Annotated in this window: 16 protein-coding genes and 1 tRNA gene; 15 read left to right on the forward strand and 2 right to left on the reverse strand. The window is 67.3% G+C overall.

Going from position 1 to position 22355, the window contains the following annotated elements; all coding sequences use genetic code 11:
- The first annotated feature begins 319 nt into the window (after positions 1-319).
- The 11 genes from OXU42_11825 (at position 320) to OXU42_11875 (ending at position 15943) form a co-directional block, all read left to right on the forward strand.
- The gene (locus OXU42_11825) at positions 320-1189 is read left to right on the forward strand and encodes a GRP family sugar transporter (GenBank protein MDE0030077.1); all 870 of its coding nucleotides are present in this window, start codon (positions 320-322) and stop codon (positions 1187-1189) included.
- Between the two features lie 141 nt (positions 1190-1330).
- Positions 1331-2398 (forward strand): NAD(P)-binding domain-containing protein, encoded by a 1068-nt coding sequence (locus OXU42_11830; GenBank protein MDE0030078.1) that lies wholly within the window; start codon positions 1331-1333, stop codon positions 2396-2398.
- Positions 2362-4764: a phosphoketolase family protein gene (locus OXU42_11835; GenBank protein ID MDE0030079.1), complete on the forward strand. Its 2403-nt coding sequence runs from the start codon at positions 2362-2364 to the stop codon at positions 4762-4764. Before OXU42_11830 ends, OXU42_11835 begins: the two co-directional genes overlap by 37 nt.
- Positions 4764-5966 carry an acetate/propionate family kinase gene (locus tag OXU42_11840; GenBank protein MDE0030080.1) on the forward strand — a complete coding sequence of 401 codons (1203 nt, stop codon included), beginning with the start codon at positions 4764-4766 and terminating at the stop codon, positions 5964-5966. The genes OXU42_11835 and OXU42_11840 overlap by 1 nt, the downstream gene beginning before the upstream one ends.
- A 231-nt stretch (positions 5967-6197) precedes the next feature.
- Positions 6198-8123, forward strand: a complete 1926-nt coding sequence (locus tag OXU42_11845) for a glutamate-cysteine ligase family protein (protein MDE0030081.1) — start codon at positions 6198-6200, stop codon at positions 8121-8123.
- The gene (locus tag OXU42_11850) at positions 8116-9303 is read left to right on the forward strand and encodes a succinylglutamate desuccinylase/aspartoacylase family protein (protein MDE0030082.1); all 1188 of its coding nucleotides are present in this window, start codon (positions 8116-8118) and stop codon (positions 9301-9303) included. The genes OXU42_11845 and OXU42_11850 overlap by 8 nt, the downstream gene beginning before the upstream one ends.
- 134 nt (positions 9304-9437) lie before the next feature.
- Positions 9438-10958: a bifunctional UDP-sugar hydrolase/5'-nucleotidase gene (locus tag OXU42_11855; protein MDE0030083.1), complete on the forward strand. Its 1521-nt coding sequence runs from the start codon at positions 9438-9440 to the stop codon at positions 10956-10958.
- 140 nt (positions 10959-11098) lie between these two features.
- A complete protein-coding gene (locus OXU42_11860) occupies positions 11099-12916 on the forward strand; it encodes a lytic transglycosylase domain-containing protein (GenBank protein ID MDE0030084.1) in 1818 nt (605 codons plus the stop codon).
- Between the two features lie 43 nt (positions 12917-12959).
- Positions 12960-14006 (forward strand): tripartite tricarboxylate transporter substrate-binding protein, encoded by a 1047-nt coding sequence (locus OXU42_11865; GenBank protein ID MDE0030085.1) that lies wholly within the window; start codon positions 12960-12962, stop codon positions 14004-14006.
- Between the two features lie 21 nt (positions 14007-14027).
- Positions 14028-15503: a tripartite tricarboxylate transporter permease gene (locus tag OXU42_11870; GenBank protein ID MDE0030086.1), complete on the forward strand. Its 1476-nt coding sequence runs from the start codon at positions 14028-14030 to the stop codon at positions 15501-15503.
- Positions 15500-15943, forward strand: coding sequence for a hypothetical protein (locus OXU42_11875; GenBank protein ID MDE0030087.1), 444 nt, complete (start codon positions 15500-15502; stop codon positions 15941-15943). The genes OXU42_11870 and OXU42_11875 overlap by 4 nt, the downstream gene beginning before the upstream one ends.
- A gap of 74 nt (positions 15944-16017) precedes the next feature.
- On the opposite strand, the gene OXU42_11880 is transcribed toward OXU42_11875, so the two are convergent.
- Positions 16018-17136 (reverse strand): amidohydrolase family protein, encoded by a 1119-nt coding sequence (locus tag OXU42_11880; protein MDE0030088.1) that lies wholly within the window; start codon positions 17134-17136, stop codon positions 16018-16020.
- 164 nt (positions 17137-17300) lie between these two features.
- On the opposite strand from OXU42_11880, the gene OXU42_11885 reads away from it, so the two are divergent.
- Positions 17301-18371, forward strand: coding sequence for a hypothetical protein (locus OXU42_11885; GenBank protein ID MDE0030089.1), 1071 nt, complete (start codon positions 17301-17303; stop codon positions 18369-18371).
- Positions 18372-18404: 33 nt separating this feature from the next.
- On the opposite strand, the gene OXU42_11890 is transcribed toward OXU42_11885, so the two are convergent.
- Positions 18405-19487 carry an ornithine cyclodeaminase family protein gene (locus OXU42_11890; GenBank protein MDE0030090.1) on the reverse strand — a complete coding sequence of 361 codons (1083 nt, stop codon included), beginning with the start codon at positions 19485-19487 and terminating at the stop codon, positions 18405-18407.
- 203 nt (positions 19488-19690) lie between these two features.
- Here OXU42_11890 and OXU42_11895 point away from each other — a divergent pair.
- The 3 genes from OXU42_11895 (at position 19691) to dctP (OXU42_11905) (ending at position 22069) form a co-directional block, all read left to right on the forward strand.
- A tRNA-Phe gene (locus OXU42_11895) sits at positions 19691-19763 on the forward strand.
- Positions 19764-19981: 218 nt separating this feature from the next.
- On the forward strand, positions 19982-20971 hold the full coding sequence (gene dctP, locus OXU42_11900; protein MDE0030091.1) for a TRAP transporter substrate-binding protein DctP: 990 nt from the start codon (positions 19982-19984) through the stop codon (positions 20969-20971).
- 108 nt (positions 20972-21079) lie between these two features.
- Entirely contained in the window at positions 21080-22069 is a 990-nt protein-coding gene (gene dctP, locus OXU42_11905) for a TRAP transporter substrate-binding protein DctP (GenBank protein MDE0030092.1), read from the forward strand.
- Positions 22070-22355: the final 286 nt, after the last annotated feature.

The raw sequence follows: 22355 nt of genomic DNA on the forward strand, positions 1-22355 counted from the left end.
CCGGGCATCAGGCCCGAAACCAGCGCGATGGGCAGCATCAGCAGGATGACCAGCAACGGCCCGAGGGAAAAGAGCTTCTCCGCCGCCTCTATGGAAGCTTCCCACATGTAAACCTCACGAAATTCCGTTCCAGCGGTCCCGAAGTGTCCGGAATGCGAAGTGGTGACTTGCCACGACCGGCGTGCCGTGTCAACTTCCGCGTTCGCATTTCCCCATGTTCCGGGCTACGTCAAGGAACGACGTGGGGCTTCACTCCACCGCGCCGCCCCGTTGCGGTTCGGCCGCACAACGTGCCGGCCTTCTGCCTCGCGAAAATGTCATGATCGCCGAACTCCTCGCCCTGCTCACCGCGTTCTCCTACGCCACGGCCAATGTTTCGGCGCGGTGGGGGCTGCGCTACTCGACTCCCAACACCGCCGTATTGCTGTCCCTCCTGGTGCACGCGATCGGACTGTCGGCCGTGGTCCTCTTCACCCAGGGCATTCCGGCGGTTCCGCCGGCCGCGCTCTATCTGGTCATCGTCACCGGCGTGCTGCAGACGCTGCTGCGCTTCTGCCATTACCTGGCGATATCCAAGGTCGGCGTCTCCCGGGCGGTGACCCTCCGGAACACGTACCCGATGCTCACCGTGTTCATCGGCGTCATGATCCTCGGGGAAGAGACCAACGCGCTCAACCTCCTCGGCGTGGCCTCCATCGTCATCGGCACGGGCCTCACCTCCTGGCGCATGGACGAGCTGGTGCCCGGCTTTCGCCGCTGGTACCTCGTGCTGCCCGCGGCCACGTCGCTCATCACCTCCACCGTGCATCCGATGCGGCGCTACGTCATGACCCTGGCCGACGAGCCGCTCTTCTTCGCGGCCGTGGTGGGCGTGGTGTCGCTGGGCTGCTTCAGCACCTACCTGGCGCTGCCGCTGCCGCGGGAGAAGGTGGTCTGGCACCCCAAGGCGCTGGTGCCGTTGACCCTGTCCGGCGTGTGCGAGACCAGCGCGATCCTGCTGCTGTTCTACGCGCTGGCGGCGGGTCCGGTAGTGGTGGTGTCGCCCATCGCCGCCACGTCGCCGGTGTGGACGGTGATCCTCGCGAGCATCCTTTTGCGGCAAGTTGAACGCACCACACCCGCCGTGGTGGTGGGCACCCTCCTGGTGGTGGCCGGCGCCATCTTCGTGACCCTGGGACGGTACCTGTAGCTCTATACCGTCATTCCCGCTTTCGCGGGAATGACGATCTGGGGGTCGCCGTGGCTGCATTGACCTGCATGGCGGCGCCATTATATTTATCTGCCAAACCCAGGGGGGTCGCCCGCAGCGCGACCCCGAAGGAGGAATTCCATGGCCAAGGCAAAAGTGTTCATCTTCGCTCCCAACGACGAGAAGGGCGAATCCCACAGGAAGCTCGAGGACAACGGCTGCGAGTTGGTGCTGGGCAAGGCCGGCTGGCACAACCCGCTGGGGGACAACGAGGCGGAGATGGTCGGCATGGCGCAGGGGGCGCACGCGCTCGTGGGGACCTCCATCCGCAGCTCTCCCATCACCCAGGCCGTCATGCAGGCCTCCAAGGACCTCCGGGTGGTGGCCAAGTACACCATCGGCGTGGACGACGTGGACGTGGACGCGGCCACGGAGATGGGCATCATGGTTTGCCACGCGCCCACCGAGTCCAACTGGGGCGGCGTCGCCGAGGGCACCATCACCGGCATGCTCACCATGCTCAAGCGCGTGCGCGAGCGCGACCGCCACCTGAAATCCGGCGGCGAGTGGCGCGACCCGGCCCACCAGGGAACCTACGTGGGCTCCCGCGAGATGGACGGCTACCCCGGCATCGTGCTGGGCATCATCGGGCTCGGGCGCATCGGCACCCGCGTGGCCAAGCTCATGAAGCCCTGGGGCATGCGCATGATCGCCTGCGATCCCTACGTGCCCGACGAGAAGTTCGAGGAAGCCGGAGTCGAGAAGGTGGACTTGGCGACGCTTCTGAAGGAGTCCGACGTGGTGACCCTCCATGTGGTCCTCACCAAGGAGACCCGCCACATGATGGGCAAGGAACAGTTCGCGCAGATGAAGAAGGACGCCATCTTCATCAACACCTCCCGCGGCTACTGCGTCAACGAGTCGGAGCTCACCGAGGCGCTGGAAAACGACGTCATCTCGGGCGCGGTCCTCGACGTGTTCGAGGACGAACCCCTGTCCATGGACAGCCCGCTCCGGAAGCTCGGCGATAAGGTGATCATGTCGCCCCACATGGTTTCTTCCAACAAGGGCAGCGGACTCCACCCCGGCGTGGTGTGGGCCACCAGCTCGGTCCTGACCGCCTTGCGCGGCGAGGTGCCCGACAACGTCTACAACAAGGAGGTCATCGAGCAGTGGAAGAGCCGCTTCGGCGGCAAGAGTCTGCTGTGACCCATGTCGGCGCGCTTTCCGACGCGGAACTGCAGGCGCTCCACGCCTACTGGCGAGCCGCTAACTACCTGTCCGTCGGGCAGATCTATCTGCTCGACAACCCCTTGCTGAAGGAGCCGCTGGCCGCTGCCCACATCAAGCCGCGGCTCCTGGGCCACTGGGGCACCACCCCCGGGCTGAACTTCATCTACACGCACCTCAACCGCGTGATCCGGGCGCAGGACCTGAACGTCATCTACGTCGCCGGCCCGGGCCACGGCGGCCCCGGGCTCGTGGCCAACACCTGGCTGGAGGGAACCTACAGCGAGGTCTATCCCGACGTGTCCCGGGACGAGGCAGGGATGCGGCTGCTGTTCAAGCAGTTCTCGTTTCCCGGCGGCATCCCCAGCCACGTGGCCCCCGAGACCCCGGGCTCCATCCACGAGGGAGGCGAGTTGGGCTACGCGGTTTCCCACGCCTACGGCGCGGCCCTGGACAACCCGGACCTGATCGTCGCCTGCGTGGTGGGCGACGGCGAGGCCGAGACCGGCCCGCTGGCGGCGGCTTGGCACTCCAACAAGTTCCTCAATCCCGCGCGGGACGGCGCGGTGCTGCCCATCCTCCATCTGAACGGCTACAAGATCGCGAATCCCACGATCCTTTCGCGCATCGGCCACGACGAGCTGGAGAGCCTGTTCGTGGGCTACGGCTACGAGCCGTACTTTGTGGAGGGCTCGGACCCACCCGAGATGCACCGGCTCATGGCCGAGACTCTGGACGCGGTCACGAGCCGGATCAGCGCCATCCAGCAAGAGGCGCGTGGCGCCGGCGTCACAACCCGTCCGCGCTGGCCCATGATCATCCTGCGTACCCCGAAGGGCTGGACCGGCCCGAAAGAAGTGGACGGGCTCAAGACCGAGGGCTCTTGGCGCTCCCACCAGGTGCCCCTGGCGGAGCTGACGGTCAAGCCGGACCACTTGAGGCTGCTTGAGGAATGGATGAAGAGCTACCACCCGGAGGAGCTTTTCGACGAGGCCGGACGGCTCGTGCCGGAGCTGGCGGCGCTCGCCCCCGAGGGGACGCGGCGCATGGGGGCCAATCCCCATGCCAATGGCGGCCTGTTGCTTCGGGACCTGAAGATGCCGGACTTCCGCGACTACGCCCTGGAGGTGGCGCGGCCCGGCGCTGCCGTGGGAGAGGCGACCCGCGTCATGGGGCGTTTCCTCCGGGACGTCATGGAACGCAACCTGGAGAGCCGGAACTTCCGCGTGTTCGGTCCGGACGAGACCGCGTCCAACCGCCTCGGCGCCGTGTTCGAGGTCACCGACCGCGCCTGGATGGCGGATACCATCCCGGGGGATGACCACCTGTCTCCGGACGGCCGGGTCATGGAGATCCTGAGCGAGCACACCTGCCAGGGCTGGCTGGAAGGATACCTGCTCACCGGGCGGCACGGCATCTTCTCCACCTACGAGGCGTTCGTGCACGTGGTGGATTCCATGTTCAACCAGCACGCCAAGTGGCTCAAGACCACCCGCGGCCACATTCCCTGGCGGCGCCCCATCGCCTCCCTCAACTACCTGCTTTCCTCCCACGTGTGGCGCCAGGACCACAACGGCTTCAGCCACCAGGACCCGGGCTTCATCGACCACGTGGTCAACAAGAAGGCGGACGTCATCCGGGTGTACTTCCCGCCCGACGCCAACACGCTGCTCTCGGTCACGGACCACTGCCTGCGCAGCCGCGACTACGTCAACGTCATCGTCGCGGGCAAGCAGCCCGAGCCCCAGTGGCTGGACATGGACGCGGCGGTCAAGCACTGCAGCGCGGGCATCGGCATCTGGGGATGGGCGAGCACCGACGAGGGCGCCGAGCCGGACGTGGTCATGGCCTGCTGCGGCGACGTCCCCACCATCGAGACCCTGGCGGCGGTGGACCTGTTGCGCGCGCACGTTCCCGACCTGAAGGTCCGGGTGGTGAACGTGGTGGACCTGATGAAGCTGCAGCACGCGGAGGACCACCCCCACGGGCTCGGCGACCGGGAGTTCGACGTACTCTTCACCACCGACCGCCCCGTGATCTTCGCCTATCACGGCTATCCATACCTGATCCATCGCCTCACCTACCGGCGCACCAACCACGGGAACCTTCACGTCCACGGCTACAAGGAGGAAGGCACCACGACCACCCCGTTCGACATGACCGTGCTGAACGAGCTGGACCGCTTCCACCTGGTGGAGGCGGTCGTCGACCGGGTCCCCAGGCTGGGGAACATTGCCGCCTACGCCAAGCAGGCGGTGCGCGACAGGCTCATCGACCACCGGCAGCACATCGCCCGCTACGGCGAGGACCTGCCGGAGATCCGCAACTGGACCTGGTCCCGCTGATGGGAGTGGACCCGGGGAATTCCATACTGTCGCTCAACAGCGGCTCCTCTTCCCTCAAGTTCGCGTTCTACGAGGCGGAACCCGCGGGCGAGAGGCTGCTGGCGTCCGGCGCGGCGGAGCGCATCGGCTTGGCGAAAGGGCTGCTCTGGGTGCGCGGTGCGGAGGGAGGCCGACCCCTCCTCCTGGAGCGGAAGGAGGACTTCTCCGACCATGAGGCGGCGGTGGACGCGGTCTTCGGGGCGGCCGCCCGGTTGCGCCTGCCGGAGCCCGGCGCCGTCGGACACCGGGTGGTGCACGGCGGCGCGGACCACTCGGCTCCCGAACGGGTGGACGGGCGCCTGCTGGCGGACCTGCGCGCCCTCGTCCCCTTGGCGCCGCTGCATCTGCCCGGCGCCGTCGCCGGCATCGAGGCCGTGGCGGCGCGTTTTCCTCATCTTCCGCAGGCGGCGTGCTTCGATACGGCCTTCCACCGCCGTATGCCGGAACTGGCCCAGCGTTTCGCGCTGCCCGACGCCCTGTGGGAGGAGGGCGTGCGCCGCTACGGATTCCACGGCCTGTCCTACGAGTATGTCCTGGACGCACTGGGGGACGCGGCGCGCGGCCGGGTCATCGTCGCCCACCTGGGGAACGGCGCCAGCATGGCGGCGGTGCGCGACGGCGCGCCCGTGGACACCACCATGGGCTTCACCCCGGCCGGCGGCTTGATGATGGGAACGCGCAGCGGCGACCTCGACCCCGGCGTCCTCATCCACCTGGTGCGCGAACGCGGCTGGGGCGCCGACGAGATCGAGCGGCTGGTGACCCGCGAGGCCGGCCTGATGGGCGTTTCCGGCCTGAGCCCCGACATGAAGACCCTGCTGGCGGCGCGCGAGGACCCACGAGCGGCGCTGGCCGTGGACCTCTTCTGCTACCAGGCGCGCAAGCACGCCGGCGCCCTGGCCGCCGTCCTCGACGGCCTGGACACCCTGGTCTTCACCGGCGGCATCGGCGAGCGCGCCGCCCCGGTCCGCCGGCAGATCTGCGAAGGACTAGCCCACCTCGGCATCGAGCTGGACCCCGAACGCAACCAAGCCCACGCCGGAACCATCAGCACCCCACGGAGCCGCTGCACCGCACGCGTCATCCCCACCGACGAGGACCTGATGATCGCCCGGCACACGCGCCGGCTGTTCTTTCCAAGGAGTTCGCGGGCGGGAGAATGAGCGGTTCCTGGAAGGCGAGTTGCCAATTGTCATGATAAATGGAAGTTGAACTTCCAATTATCATGATCATTCGAGGAGCATGCATGGTCACGCCAGCGCTTTGTGGCTCGCACGCCACGGCCAACCTGCAAATCCTGACGAGTGGGTGCTATGCTGCCAGAGTCCCGCTGGCCGAGCGTTTCCTCACGCCGGCGAGCGGGGTCGGGGCCACGCCGGAAACAGGAACCACCCATGGGTAGCCAGGACGTACAACGCGACGAGGACGCCGCCGAGCTGCGCTCGTTCATCACGCACCTGCTGCGCGACGTGCAGGCGCTGGAACGGATGCTCGACGGTGGCATGATCGAGTCCGGGGTGCACCGCATCGGCGCGGAGCAGGAGCTGTTCCTGGTGGACGCGGCGCGGCGCCCGGCCATGCTGGCGCTGGAGTTGCTGGAGCGGGTGGCGGACCCCCATTACACCACGGAACTGGGGCTCTTCAACCTGGAGATCAACCTTGATCCGCTGCCGTTCGGCGGCGACTGCCTGAGCCGGCTCGAGGGGCAGCTCCAGGCCGCGCTGGGACGGCTCAGGGAGGCGGCGCACGAGCACGGCGCCGAGGTGATGCTGGTGGGCATCCTGCCGACCCTGCGCAAGTCCGACCTGGCCATGGCGCACATGACCCCGCGGCCGCGCTACCGGGCGCTCAACGCGGTGCTCACCCAGCTTCGCGGCGGCGACTACGAGTTCCGCCTCAAGGGCGCGGATGAGTTGAGCATCCGGCACGACTCGGTGATGCTGGAATCGGGCTGCACGAGCTTCCAGGTGCACTACCAAGTGGAGCCGGCGGAGTTCGCGCAGTGCTACAACCTGGCGCAACTCGTCACCGCTCCGCTGCTGGCGGCGGCGGCCAACTCGCCGCTGCTGTTCGGGCGCCGGCTGTGGCGCGAGACGCGCATTCCGCTGTTCCAGCAGTCCATCGACACGCGCCGCGCGGGCCATCACATGCGCGAGCGCGCCGCCCGCGTGAGCTTCGGCCAGAAGTGGGTGCGGGAGTCCATCCTGGAGCTGATCCAGGAGGACTTGGCGCGCTTCCGGGTGCTGCTGGGGGCGTCCCTGGACGAGGACTCCCTCGATGTGCTGGCGCGGGGCGGACTGCCGACGCTGCCGGCCCTGCGCACCCATACCGGGACCGTCTACCGCTGGAACCGCGCGTGCTTCGGCACCGGCGAGGGCCAGGCGCACATCCGCATCGAGAACCGGGTGCTGCCCTCGGGTCCCACGGTCCTGGACGAGGTGGCCAACGCCGCTTTCTTCCTGGGCATGCTCCGGGGCGGCCAGGAGGCCTACGGGAACGTGTCGGAGACCATGCCCTTCCACGACGCCGAGGCCAACTTCCTGGCGGCGGCGCAGCGCGGGTTGAGCGCCCAGTTCACTTGGGTGGACGGCACCACGGCGCCCGCCGACGACCTCATCCGCCGGGAGCTGCTGCCGCTGGCGTGGCGGGGGCTGCGCGGCGCCGGCCTCGACTCGGCGGACGTGGACCGTTACCTGGGAGTCATCGAGCAGCGGGTGGCGTCGCGCCGGAACGGCGCCTCCTGGCTGCTGCGCTCGCTCGCGGACATGCAGGGCGCGGACACGCAGGACGCGCTCCTGAGCGCCCTCACGGCGGCGACCGCCACGCGGCAATGGGAGGGAACGCCGGTGCATGAATGGCCGTTGGCGAAGATCGAGGAGGGCCGCGGCGGCAAGCCCCAGGCCCTGCGCATCGAGGAGTTCATGACGACGGACCTGATCACGGTCCACCCGGACGAACCCATGGACCTGGTGATCCGGCTCATGGACTGGCGGCGCATCCGACACGTGCCCGTTGAGGACGAGGACGGCAAGGTGGCGGGCCTGCTCTCCTGTTTCGAGGCGCTGCGGCAGTGGGCGCCGGCGGCGCCCAGGGAGGGCGGCGAGCCGGTGCCGGTGCGCGAGGTGATGCAGCCGGATCCGGTGACCATCGCGCCCGAGGCCACGGTCTCGGAAGCGGTGGCGCGCATGCGCGAGGCGCAGAGCGATTACCTGCTGGTGGTCAAGGAGGACCGGCTGGTGGGGATCGTCACCGAGAGCGACATCCTCCAGCTCACCGCCCGTCTCCTGGAGCAGCTCGGTGGTGGGGACGCGGATGGCTGATTCCCCGGCCCCCGGGCGTATCTTTCCGCGTCTCCTGGGCAGCTACGGCGGCGACAGCGCGGGACCGCTGGTCATCGGCATCGGCGGCATGCACGGCAACGAGCCCGCCGGCGCGATGGCGCTGCAGCGGGCGCTGGAAATCCTGCGCGCGCGCGGGGTTCCCTTTCGTGGCAGGTTCGTGGGCTTCGCCGGCAACCGCGCCGCCCTGGCCCGGGGCTGCCGCTACGTCGACGAGGACTTCAACCGCGCCTGGTCGCAGGAACGCGTGCACCGGGTGAGGGCGGGCGTGTCATCGACGGACACGACCACCGAGCAGCGCGAGCAGCGCGAGCTGCTGGCATGCCTCGACGACCAGCTTGCACAACGCCGCGGACCGGTGGTGTGCCTCGACCTCCATACGACCTCCGCCGCGGGTACTCCCTTCGTGGTCATCGGCGACACCCTGCTGAACCGCCGTTTCGGCTTCCGGCTGCGCGCCCCGGTGGTGCTCGGGCTGGAGGAGCGGCTGGAGAGCACCATCCTCAACTACCTGGGGGAGGAGGGGCACGTCGCCGTGGGTTTCGAGGGCGGGCAGCACGAGGCGCCCTCGGCCGTGGCCATCCACCTGGCCGCCATCCGCACGGTGCTCGCCACCGCGGGGTGCATACGCGCGGAAGATTTCCCGCTCCCCGGCGACGGCCTCGATGCGTACGAGGAGGAGACGGACGGGTTGCCGCCGGTGGTGGAGGTCCGCCATCACCACGTGATCCGGGACGGCGACGAATTCGTCATGGAACCCGGGTTCACCAACTTCCAGCCGGTGGAGCGCGGCCGGCTCCTGGCCCGCGACCGCCGCGGTCCCATCCGCGCAAGCGAGTCCGGCCAGGTCCTCATGCCGCTCTACCAGGGGCAGGGCACCGACGGGTTCTTCCTGGTAAGGCGGGTGCGGCCGTTCTGGCTACGGGTCGCCAGGTGGCTGCGGCGGCTGCGCATCGAGCGCCTCCTGCCGGCCTTGCCGGGAGTTCGAAGGTACCAGGACACACCCGGGACACTCGTGGTGGACCCGCGAGTCGCGAGGTGGTTCGTGGTGGAGCTGTTCCACCTGCTGGGCTTCCGCAAGCGGCAGTCCCGCGAAGGCAAGCTCATCGTCAGCCGCCGCTGGCACGAGTCGCACGCCTTCGACGAACTGCCGGGTCCGTAGACCCCCGCGACACACCGGCCCCGGGCATGAACCGGCTGTTCCCTGCGTCTCGACTTTTCGCAACGAGGGTCTAAAGATGCGGCGGTGCCGCGCGAAAGATGTATATGGGAATCGAGGACCAGGAAGGAGATTTCATGAAAGCCGCTCCGAGAAGGCATGTCCCGATTAGCGCCGCGTTGGCGCTGGCCGCCGTGGTGCTGATCGTAAGTCCCGGCTTGGCCAAGCCCGTGGCCCTCACCATCGTCCACTTCAACGACCTCGACCGCATGGAGGAGAAGGACGGCCAGGGCGGCATCGCGCGCCTCGCGGCGGTAGTGCGGGCGGAACGGGCGCGCCGTCCCCACGTTCTGGTGACCTTCGCGGGTGACGCGATCTCGCCCTCGCTGATGTCCGGCATCGACAAGGGCGCGCACATGATCGAGCTGCTGAACCGGATCGGTCTGACCGCCATGGCCATCGGCAACCACGAGTACGACTTCGGTCCGGAGGTCGCCAAACAGCGTTTCGCGGAGGCGACGTTCCCCATTCTCGGCGCCAACAACATCGACGCGGACGGCAAGATCGTCAAGGGCGCGCGCGCCTCGCTGATGGTGGACGCGGGAGGCTACAAGGTGGGGATCTTCGGCCTCACGACCCAGGGGACGGCGGTGAAATCGAGTCCGGGCAGCGTGACCTTCGCGCCGGTGGTCGAGGTGGCCCGGGCGCAGGCCAAGGCTCTGCGCTCGGCCGGGGCGCACCTGGTGGTGGCGCTGGCTCATACGGATGTCGCCGAGGACGACGCGTTGCTGCGTCAGGGGGCCGTGGACGTGCTCCTGAGCGGGGACGACCACCGGCTGCGGCTGGACTACGACGGCGACGTGATGTTCGCCGAATCGGGCCAGCAGGCGGACTGGGTCACGGTCATCGACCTCACCCTGGACGAGGTGGAGTCCCGCGGGAAGAAGAAGTTCGTGTGGAGCCCGGCGTTCCGGGCCGTCCATACCGGCCGCGTGGATCCCGATCCCGTTCTGGCGAAGGCGGTTCAGGCCTACCGGGACCGGTTGTCCCGCGAGCTCGACGTCGAGATCGGCTCGACCGGGACGGCGTTGGACAGCCGCAGGGCCATGGTGCGGACTCGTGAGACGGCCATCGGCAACCTCGTGGCCGACGCCATGCGCCTGGCCGTGGGCGCCGAGGTCGCGTTGACCAACGGCGGCGGCATCCGCGCGGGGAAGGTGTATCCGCCGGGTAGCCGGCTGACCCGCGGGGACATCCTGAGCGAGCTGCCGTTCGGCAACAAGACCGTGTTGCTGGAGTTGACCGGCCGCGAGCTGCGCGCGGCGCTGGAAAACGGCTTCAGCGGCATCGAGAAGCGGTCCGGCCGGTTCCCGCAGGTGTCGGGCATCGAGGTGGACTATGATCCCCGGCGGCCGGCCGGCGCCCGCGTGGTCGCGGTACGCCACAAGGGCGCCCCCCTGGACCCGGACCATACCTACACCCTGGCCACCAACGACTTCCTGGCGCGGGGCGGGGACGGCTACGAGGTCTTCGCCGGGAAGACGCTGCTCATCGAGGCCCGCGCCGGTACGCTGATGGCCACCCAGGTAATCGACTACATCACCGCCCGGGAAGCCATCGCGCCGAGAGTGGAGGGCCGGTTGCGGGTCTCGGAGTAACGCCGGGTGTTTGGAGAATTCTACGGGACGAAAAATTTCTAAGAAGGGGGCTTGCAACCCGTGGCCAAATGAAATAGGTAGGACATCCCGGTTACCGTTCCGCCGATTCAAATCCCATCGAAAAGGACGTCGTGGAATCCATGAAAACAGGGGCAGCGATGATCGCGCTGGCGCTCGGGATGAGCTATGGGCTCGTCGCCACGGATGCGTCCGCGCAGGCGTCGCCGCCGGTCAAGACCGCCTCATTGCGGGCTCCCGGCGTGGAGGAACGCAGGGTCGCGAGCCTGCCGAAGCTCCTGTCCCCGAGCGACGCCGCGCTCTACCACAAGGTATTCGCGCTGCAGGAAGACGGGCGCTGGCGGGAGGCGGATGCCCTGATCCCGCGCATCCGGGATCGCATGCTCATGGGTCACGTGCGCTTTCAGCGGCTGATGCACCCGACGCTCTACCGCTCGTCCTACGGGGAGCTGTGGACCTGGATGGAGGCCTACGCGGACCATCCGGGCGCCCGGCGCGTCTACAGGCTGGCCAAGCGCCGCCAGCCCAAGGGCTGGAAATCGCCCCGGTCACCGGCCCGGGCGATGCTGGTGCCCGAGCTCAAGTCCGATCCGGAACCGGCGGTGGGGTGGACGCGCGGCGAGGACCGTCGCGAGGTCGCCCGGGACACCGGCGAACGTTCGCGGAAGCTTGCGCCGGAGGCGCGGGAGATCCGGCGACAGGTCTGGCGGTGGGTGTCCAAAGGTCAGGTTACCAAGGCCTACCGCTTCCTGGAGGCTCGGGGCCGCGACGGCTCGTTGGACGCGGTGAGCTTCGATGAGAATCTGGTCTGGATCGCGCGCGGCTATTTCTTCTTCGGAAAGGACCGCGAGGCCTTGGCCGTGGCGCACCGGGCGCTGGCGCGGTCCGGCAACCGCGTTCCCCTGGCGTACTGGTGGGCCGGGCTGGCTTCCTGGCGCTTGGGGAAACCCTCGGCCGCGGCCGACTATTTCCGGGATCTGGCGGAGTCGCGGTCGGTCACACCATGGCTGGCGTCGGCCGGCGGCTACTGGGCCAGCCGCTCCTATCGGGCGGCCGGCAAGTCGGCTCGCGTTGTCCCGATGCTGCGCGCGGCGGCCCGCCACCCGCGTACCTTCTACGGGCTGCTGGCCCTGACCGCCTTGCGCCGGCAACCCTCCCTGGACTTCGGCATGCGCCGGCTCAATGCCGAGGACCTGGAGGCCCTGCTGAGCATGCAGCCGGTGCGCCGCGCCCTGGCCTTGATCCAGGTGGGCGAGCACGTGCGCGCGGGCACCGAGTTGCGGCGCTTCGCGCACCGGCTGTCCCCGCGGATGGCACAGGTGATGCTGGCCCTCGCCTCCGAATCGGGTTTGGCGGACTTGTCATACCGCACGGCCGAGAGTCTGCTGCTGCGTACCGGAGTCCCGGTGGACGCGGCGTTGTATCCATTGCCGGTCTGGAAGCCCGATGGCGGCTACACCGTCGATCGTGCCGTGGTGCTTGCCGTGATGCGCCAGGAATCGAAGTTCCGGGCGCGTGTCCGCAGCCCGCGCGGGGCGCGCGGTCTGATGCAGCTCATGCCGCGGACCGCCAGCGTCGTGGCGGGAAAGACCTATCGCGGCGCGCGGCGTCACGAGTTGCTGGACCCGGTGCTCAACGTCACCCTGGGCCAAAAGTATCTCCGTTACCTGCTTTCCCGAGAGGAGGTTGGCGGCAACCTCTTCTTCGCGTTGGCCGCCTACAACAGCGGTCCGGCCAAGTTGCGGCGATGGAAACGCCGGGTCGACTACCGGGACGATCCCTTGCTGTTCATCGAAAGCATACCCAGCCGGGAGACCCGCATCTTCATCGAGCGCGTGCTCACGAACATGTGGATCTACCGTATCCGCTTCCACCAACCGCCCCACTCGCTGAAGACCGTCGTGTCGGGAGGCTGGCCCCGCTACGTCCCGATGGATTGAGCCCGTGGCCACGCCGAGCCGGCTCCCGATCAGACAGGAGGTCATGATGAAGACACATCTGCGTATCCGCGGGATCATGTTGCTCGTTGCCCTTGTTGCCATGGTATCCACCGGCCTGACAGCCGGAGCGGCGGACTTCTACGCCGGCAAGACCATCACCATCGTCTGTCCCTATTCCACGGGCGGCACCTACGACCGCATGTCGCGGCTCGCCGCCAGGTTCCTTCCCAAGTACATACCCGGGAAACCGGCGGCCATCGTGCACAATCGCCCCGGCGCCGGCGGCCTCATCGGGTTGCGGTCGGTGTACCGTGCCGAGCCCGATGGGCTGTCGCTGATCCACTTTGCCAGTCCCATGGTGGTGCGGAGCCTCACCGGCGGCATCAAGGACATCGACTTCAAGAAAGTGACGTGGCTTGGAAGCGTGGGGGGCGCGCACTATCTCTTGGCGATCCGGTCCGACCGGCCCGAGCGCACCATCGCGGATTTCCAGAAGACCAAGAACCCCGTCCGCATAGGAGCGACGGGACCGAGCTCGTTGCTCACCCAGGCGCCCAGGTTCCTGCAAAGGGCCGGCAAGTTCAACCTCCGCCTGGTGCCCGGCTACAAGGGCTACAATCCCATGGCGCTGGCGATGAAGCAGAACGAGGTGGACGCCGTGGCCACGGCCGGGGTGGCGGTGAGGGTCAACACGGCAACCCGTGAGATGCACAAGGATGGTACCATCAAGCTGGTGCTGTCCATGGGAGGGGGTCCGCCGCCGGCACCCCTCGCCGCGGAAATCAACGCGCTGCCGAAGTTCGTGGACGCCATCGACGACCCCAAGGACCGCGACGCCTGGGTGGCGTTCTCGGGGCTCTTGAGCGCCACCCGCCCGCTCGCGACCACGCCTGGCGTGCCCGCGGAGCGGGCCGCCATCCTCAAGAAGGCGATGGCGGACATGATGGCCGATCCCGAGTTCGTGAAGACCGCCACGGACCAGGGGTTCGTGCTCAATACGTTGGATTCCAAGGCGGCGGAGAAGCTGATCCTGTCGGTCTTCAACATGCCTTCGGAGATCCAGGACCGTTTGAAGACCCTGCTGAAATAGCGCCGCCGAACTTCGCGCGATATGGCGCTTGAGGCCTTCTCAGAGGCCCTCGGCATCACCTTCACCCTGCCGGTGCTCGGGGGGATCCTGCTGGGGTTGGTGCTGGGGCTTGTCTTCGGCGCGGTGCCGGGCCTGAACGCGGTGCTCGGCATCGTGCTGTTGCTTCCGTTCGTCTGGACCCTGTCGCCCTTCGTGGCTTTCGCCATCATGCTCTCCTTGGTGTCGGCGGTGCATACCTCCAACACCTTTCCTGCATTCTTCTTCAACGTGCCCGGCAGTCCCAGCGCCGCCGCCACCATCCTCGACGGCTATCCCATGGCGCGCAACGGCGACGCCGCCCGCGGCCTCACCGCGGCCTTCATGGTTTCGGCGGTAGGGGGGATCATCGGCGCGCTGGTGCTGCTGGTGGCGCTGCCGGCGCTCCAGCCCGTGGTGCTGGCCTTTGCCGCGCCGGAGCGGTTCATGCTCGTGGTGCTGGGCATCCTCATGATCAGCTTCCTGAGCGGCGCCAAGCCGGTGAAGGGGCTGTTGGCGGGAACTCTGGGCCTCTGGCTCGGCACCGTCGGCCAGGACCCTCAACTGGGAGTGGAGCGATTCACCTTCGGCCTGGATTACCTGCTCGACGGGCTTCACACCGTGCCCATCATCATGGGTGTGTTCGCGCTCCCGGAGGTCGTGTCTCTGGCCATACGCGGGCGCATCGCCGAGCGCACCCACGTGGACATGGGGGAGGGTTTTCTTCCCGGCCTCCGGGCCTGCATCGCCAACCGCTGGCTGGTGGCGCGGAGCGCCGTCGTGGGGGTGGTGGGCGGCGCCATCCCGGGCATCGGCGGCACCGCGGCGGCGTTCTACGCCTACGGCATCGCGGTGCAGGGGGCCGAGGACAGTGAACGCGAGCGGTTCGGCAAGGGCGAGATCAAGGGGGTCATCGCGCCGGAGAGCGCCAACAACGCGTCCGCGGGCGGTGAGCTGGTGCCGTTGCTGGCATTCGGCGTGCCGGGCGGAGCGACCTCGGCGATCCTTCTGGCCGCGTTCCTGATCCTCGGCATCAACCCTGGCCCCGAGATGCTGGGCGAGAAGCTGGCCTTGAGCTTTTCCATGGTGATCGTGCTCGTCCTGTCGAACCTGCTGGCCACCGGAGTGTGTATCGCCATCACCCGTCCGGCCGCGCGCATCGCCTTCCTGAGAAGCAACCTGCTGATTCCGGCGCTGCTGTTGTTCGTCCTGTTCGGCTCGTACGTCGCCTATCCTCACCCGCTTACACTGGTCCTCACCCTGGTGTTCGGCGCGCTGGGCTACCTCATGATGCGCTTCGACTGGGCACGAGCGCCGCTTCTGGTGGGTTTCATCCTGGGGCCGCTGGCGGAGAACAACCTGGCCATTTCGCTGGCTAGCTATGGCGTAGCGTTCCTCAGCCGGCCGATTCCGCTGGTGTGCGTGGCGGTCATGGCGCTGGTGGTCTTCGTCGGGATTCGCCGGGGGGTACGTCAGCCGTGACGGGAGTTCGCGAGATCGCCCTGGGAGGCGCATTCGTGGCGCTGTTCGCCTGGATTGTCTTCACCGCGGCGGGATGGCAGCCGGAAACCGCCACGTTCCCCTTGCTCATCGGCGTCACCGGGCTGGGGTTGGCCGTGTGGGCGGTGGCGAGCGACGTGTTGCGCCGGCGATCGACTCCCGCCAAGGCTGACGGGACGACGGCGGAGGATTCGGCAAAGGCGCGCGCCGCGTTCGTCTGGATCGCCGTCTTCTTCGCGCTGGTGCTGCTGATGGGCTTCCGCGCCGGTCTGCCGCTCGCCGTGCTGGCCTACTACCGCGTGGAAGCGCGCGTGGGCTGGGTGGCGGCCGTCGCCGCCGCGCTCGTGTGCGCGGCGTTTCTCCACGTCGCCGTGGTGTACCTCTATCTCCCGCTGTACCGCGGATTCGTATTCCTGCCGTAACCGGGCGCCCCTGGATTCCCGCTTCCGCGGGAATAACGTTTCGGGGCCGTTGGCGCTTCACCCGTGCGCCGCCCTCAGATCCCGTACAGCCGCTTCGGATTCGCGTTGAGGATCTTGTCCTTGGCGGATTCGCTCACGTCCCGCCGTTCCCGGAACGCCCGCACCGCGAAGCGGTCGCGGTCGCCGTGGGGCATGTCCGAGCCGAAGACGATGCGGTCCTCGCCCACCAGGTCGAGCACCTGCGGCAGCAGCGGGTCCTCCACCTCGGTGCTGAGGAACAGGTTGCCCCGGCTCATGTACTCCGCGGGGGACACGGCGGCCCGGGGCGCGGCCTCGGGAATGGACTTGCCGAATCGCGTGGTGAAGCCGAAGCGGTGCTCCAGCCGGTCCATGAGGAAGTGGACCCAGAGGCAGCCGGCCTCCAGGAACGCCACCCGCAGCGTCGGGAAACGGTCCAGCACCCCGCCGGTGATCATGGCGGTGAAGCCCATGAGCAGCGGCACCAGGAACGGGATGATGGTGCCGGGGTAGAGGTGGTCGTACATGTTGCTCAGGGGCGGGCACGACCACCCCACGTGGACCGCCAGCGTCAGGTCCTCCTGCGCCAGCGCCTCGTAGAACGGGAAGAGGCTCGGGTGGTCCAGAGTGCGCTCGCCCACGGTGCCGAGGATCATCACCGCCACCGCTCCCAGCCGCTTGGCTTCGCGCACCTGCGCCACCGAGGCCGGGATGTTGTGAAGGTCCACCACCGCGGTCCAGTGGAGCTGGTCCGTGGAACTCGTGGTGTCCGCCAGCCAGCGGTTGTAGGAGCCGCACAGGGCCGCGCCGAGATTGGGATCGTCCACCAGCGGATGGACCAGGAAGAAACTCGGGTAGATGACCTGCACGCCCAGGTCCTCGTCGGCCATGTCCTTGAGGCGCGCGTCCGGGCTGCTGATCTCGATGCTCTCGATGCTTTCCGGCTTGGATGCGGTATAGAAGGAGCGTTGCCCCTCGTAGTGTGCCGGCGTCCCCATGTTGTGGCAGCCGCGGCCGAACAGGCGCGGGTAGATCTGGTCCTCGACGCGCCAGTAGAGCCGCCCCTCGGAGTTGACCACCTGCGGCCGGCGCTTGCGGAAGGCGGGGTCCAGGTAGGCGTCGGCGAAAGTGGCCGGAGACTCTTCCACGTGGGCGTCGGCATCGATTACGATCATCGGGGGGTCCTCCCTTGATTGACGAGTGCCCCCGCGCGGATGGGTGATCCGGGGAGACGTTGGCACCCATACCGCAATTCCGAAACGGCGCGCAAGAACACGCACCCGAAGGTGATGACCGGTCCGGTCCAGGGCACCGGCGGGCGACGGAGCAGGAGGTGAATATGCCCGTTCTCTTGACCAACGACGACGTCAGGGAGCTCGTCTCGCCGGAGACGGCGGTGGAGGTCATGCGGGAGACCTATCGCAGCCTCGCCGAAGGGACGGCGGTGACCCGGACCCGGAGCCAGACCTTCGCGGAGACATCGCACCCCGGGACCTTCGTCGAGCTCCGCACCATGGACGGCATCGTGCCGGCCTTCGATTCCGTGGGCATGCGCATCCTGCCCGACCTGCACCGCTGGCCGCGCATCGGCGACAACCTGCGCTACGACAAGGTGCCCAAGAAGAACGGCAAGTTCCTCGCCTTCGACCTGATCTTCGACCTCGAGACCGCCGATCTCCAGGCGGTGGTCCAGGACGCCTGCCTGCAGAAGCTGCGCATCGCTGGGACCCACGGCGCCGCCGCCGAATACCTGGCGCCGGCGCGGGCGTCCCGCGTCGGCATCATCGGCTCGGGATGGCTCGCCGAAGGCGTGCTCATGGGACTCCGCGTCGTCCGGGCCATCGAGTCCATCCAGGTGTTCAGCCCCACCGCGGCCAACCGGGAGCGGTTCGCCAGAAACGCGCGGGAGAACCTCGGGCTCGACGCCGTCGCGGTGGATACGCCGGAAGCGGTCACACGGGACGTGGATATCATCGTCGTGTGCACCAACACCATCGATCCGGTCTTCTTCGGAGAGTGGCTCGGCGCGGGCGTACACCTCGACGCCATCTCCGGCCGCGACGTTGACGAGGTGAGCTTCGCGCGCGCGGACTACACCGTGCTGAGCATGCGGGAAGGGCGCTGCAACGAAGGCCTGAACTTCGCCCCGCCGGTGCTGCGCGAAACCCTGGCGCCGCGTTTCGCGCCGTTCGAAAAGAACGTGCCGTGGGATGACTACGCCGAGCTGGGGGAGGTCATCACCGGAAAGGCGCGCTCGCGGGAGAACGAGGAGGAAATCACGTTCTTCTGCAACAACGTCGGCTTCGGCGCCCAGTTCGCGGCCCTGGGCGGCAAGGCCGTGGCCCTGGCCAGGGAACGCGGGCTGGGCGCCGAGTTCTCCATCGACGACTGGTACGAGGACGAACGCTGACAGAGGTGACGTATCCGCGCGGCGTCCGTCCGGCTACGGGTGCACGTCCTGGGTGAACCATTCCGTGGGCAGGTCGCGCCCGACGCCCTTGGCGACCGCCTCGCGGTAGACCCGCTGGGCCACGGCGGCGAACTGCAGGCCCTGGCCGACGTTGTTGACGAAGGCCGTGGTCTGGTCGGGCGATTGCCGCCCCTCCACCGCGCCGATGATGGCCCGTGGCAGCTCCTCGATGCGTTCCCACAGCGGCGTGTCCCGCTCCGACCACCAGCCTCCCGTGCCCTCGGGCGTATCCACCGCCGGCGTCCGGTACACCTGCGGGCGGATGTTGGCGGGGTTCTTGGAGAACAGGAAGACGCGGTCCATGGCGTCCAGGAAATCGTAGTCCATCTCCTGCACCTTGACCGCGCTGTAGTGCACGCCGGGCCGGAGCCACCTGCGCTGGTGGATCGGTTCCATGGAGTTGGTGCCGCCCACCACCAGGTCGGCGCCCTCCACCGCCTCGTCCGCGGATGCGACGGGCGTGAGGCGCGCCTGGACGCGCGGCGCCAGCTCCCGGCAGAAGCGTTCGCGGTTCGCCGGGTTGGTGCTGTACACCTTGACGTCGGTAATAGGCCGCACCGCGCAGTGCGCCATCAACTGTCCGCCGGCCTGCCAACCGCTCCCCAGGAGCGCCATGACCGATGCGTCTTCCCGCGCCAGGCAGCGGGCCGCCAGACCGTTGGCCGCGCCCACCCGCATGCGCGAGATGTACCCGTCCGGACAGATCATCACGGGGGCTCCCGTTTCCATACTGAACAACAGCATCAATCCGTTCCAGCGCCCGTCCGCCGACGGCAGCCGGTCGCGCCGGACGTTGCCCGCCACCTCCGGCCATACGAGCACGTCGCTGTTGATGCGTAGCGCCGCCATGCCCTCGTCGGGCCAGAGGCCGGTCATGGCCTTCAGGCTGTACACCCCCTTGGTTTCGCCCACGGCGGTGGGTGCCAGCGTGTCCACCCGCGGACTGTTGATCGCCTCCTGGGCCTCCAGGGACCGCTGCGAGCGCTCGACGCAGTCCAAGGCCATCTCCATGGTCAGTATCCGGTCGATCTCTTCGTTGCTGAGCAGCAGTGTCATGCGTGAACCTCCCGAAACGCCGTTCTTCCTGTGGGGGGCGCCGTGAAGCGCCCGATGGCCGAAGTGCAAGGTTAGCCCATGAAGCGTGGCGACAAAAGGCTCGGCGCAACAGTTGCCGCGGCGCCGAAGGACGCGCCGCTCCTTCACGCTCCACGCCGCTCGGTTGACCCGTCAGGCATTTTCGGCCATATTTTTCTTACCTTGGCCAGGTAGCTCAGTCGGTAGAGCAGAGGACTGAAAATCCTCGTGTCGGCAGTTCGATTCTGTCCCTGGCCACCTTCCCTTCATTCACGATACATCCCTCAGCTTCCGGTTTCCGCCGCGCTCCGTGCCGCCGCCGGCGTTTCGGGGGCTCGTCAGGCGTCTCCCGGCGGCGTCTTTTGCGGCTGCGGCAGCGTTCCAAATATTCCTTGACAGCCTTCAGACAAGGGTACTAGTCTGGCCCGGCATCGAGCGCCGACCCGTCGAATCGACGGAATGGAGGAGGAATACCCATGAAGGGGATGCTTCGCTGTATCGTCGTTTGCTTCACCTTGGTTCTGTTCGCGGCAACAGTGGCCACAGCCGCGGATCTTGTGCTGAAGGGCGCCACGGCGTGGAAGAAGGACTACGTCTTCAATGACGGTTACTGGGAGTTCACGCGCCAGGTCGAGAAGCTCTCCGGCGGGAAGATCAAGGTGGAGTGGAAAGGCGGACCCGAGATCGCGCCCGCCTTCGAGATGTTGAGTCTGGTGCAGCGCGGGGTTGTGGATGTCCTGGGCAGCTCCGCCGCCTATTATACGGACAAGTACATGGAAGGGGTCTTTCCCGAGTACTTTATCGGCACGCCGGCAGACTTGCGGAACGCGGGCATCACCAAGTGGTTCGATGATCTGAGCCAGAAGAAGACCGCCGTCAAGCTGCTGGGAATGACCTCGGGGCCGGTGGGCATCGCCATCTTCACCAAGAAGCCCGTGAAGGGCATTGCCGACTTCAAGGGCCTGAAGATGCGCAGCACGCCCACCTACCTGCCCATGGGGCAGGCCCTGGGCGCGACGATGATCCGGATACCATGGGCGGACCTCTACCCGGCGCTCGAACGCGGCGTGGTGGAAGGATACTTCTCGCCGGCTATCGGCACCCTCCAGACGAAGCTTTACGAGCAGGTATGCTGCATGATTGCGCCCCATTTCTGGACGGTGCGCACATGGCTGTACATCGGCGTGAAGACCTGGAACAAGCTGAGCCCCGAACAACAGAAGATACTGACCGACGCCATCGTCGCGACGGAAGATTGGGCCCAGGGTTACTACTCGGGGATCATCGGCAAGGAAATCGATACGCTGGTGAAGCAGCACGGCATAAACGTCATCGAGTTCAAGGGGGACGAGGCCAAGCGCTTTCTCAAGATGGCGTACGAGTCGGCCTGGAACAAATACGTGCCGGAGTCCCCGGAGCACGGCAAGACGATCCGGGAGATGGCGCAGAAGCTGGAGAGCCGCTGAAGCCGGCGAACGACCGGTGTCGTGTCCCGTAAATTAAAATTATTGCAGGAATTTGCGGGACACGACACTAGCTGAAACCAACGAACCGCTGAAGGGGAGGACGAATCCATGAGAAGGGCACTTGGCTGTATCGTCGTATTATTCACTCTGGGTCTTTTTATCGCGACGACCGCTCCGGCGGCCGACTTGGTGCTCAAGGGCGCCACCGCCTGGAAGAAGGACTACATCTTCAATGCCGGGTACTGGGAGTTTTCGCGCCAGGTCGAGAAGCGTTCCGGCGGGAAGATCAAGGTGGAATGGAAGGGTGGTCCCGAAATCTCGTCACCTTTCGAGATGTTGGGCCTGGTGCAACGAGGGGTGCTGGATGTCCTGGGCGGCGCCGGCGCTTACGATTCCGCCAAGATACCGGAGGGAGTCTTCCTGGAGTACTTTGTCGGGAGCACCAGCGACCTGCGCAAGGCCGGCGTCACCAAGTTCTTTGACGAAATCACCCAGAAACGGACCGGAGTGAAGCTCCTCGGGCTCAGCTCCGGGCCGGTGGAGTTCGCCATCTTCACCAAGACGCCGGTGACCAGCATCGGCCAGTTCAAGGGCCTGAAGATGCGCAGCACGCCCACGTATCTGCCCCTGGGCCAGGCCCTCGGGGCCACCATGATCCAGGTGCCTTGGCCCGATGTCTACAACGCCCTGGAGCGGGGGGTCGTGGACGGATACTTCGCTCCGGTCATCGGCACCCTGTCGACGAAGCTCTACGAGCAGGTCTGCTGCATGCTCAAGCCGCACTTCTGGACCGTGCGCACGTGGATGTACATCAGCCTGGACAAATGGAACAAGCTCACGCCGGAACAGCAAAAGGTCCTGACGGACTCCATGATCGCGGTCGAGCAATGGACGCCGGGCTTCTACAATGACTACATCGGCGGGGAAATCGGCACGCTGGTGAACAAGCACGGCCTCAAGATCCATGAGCTCAAGGGCGACGAGGCCAAGCGCTTCCGCACGATGGCGTACGAGTCGTCATGGAAGAAATACCTGCCCAATTCGCCGGAGTACGGCAAGCAGATCCGGGAAATGGCGCGGAAGCTCGAGGACCGTTGAGCCACCCCGGAGCAACGGAAGCTCCTCAAGGCCTCATGCGCTGAGCCACCCGCCGGGCCGTCCGCATACGCCGCGGATGGTCCGGACAGGGGATAGCCAAACCTCACCATGTCGCAACTCGGGCAGACTCTGGAGCGAGCCTGGGACTCGCTGCTGAACGGCTTCGCCTATTTCGCGGGGCTTCTGGTGGTCACGGTGACCTTCTCCGTGCTCTACGAGATAGTGGCGCGTTACTTCTTCAACAGCCCGACCATCTGGGCGGTGGATCTGACCGAATACTCGCTGG

This window comes from Deltaproteobacteria bacterium, from assembly GCA_028818775.1.
Taxonomy (GTDB): domain Bacteria; phylum Desulfobacterota; class Binatia; order UBA9968; family JAJDTQ01; genus JAJDTQ01.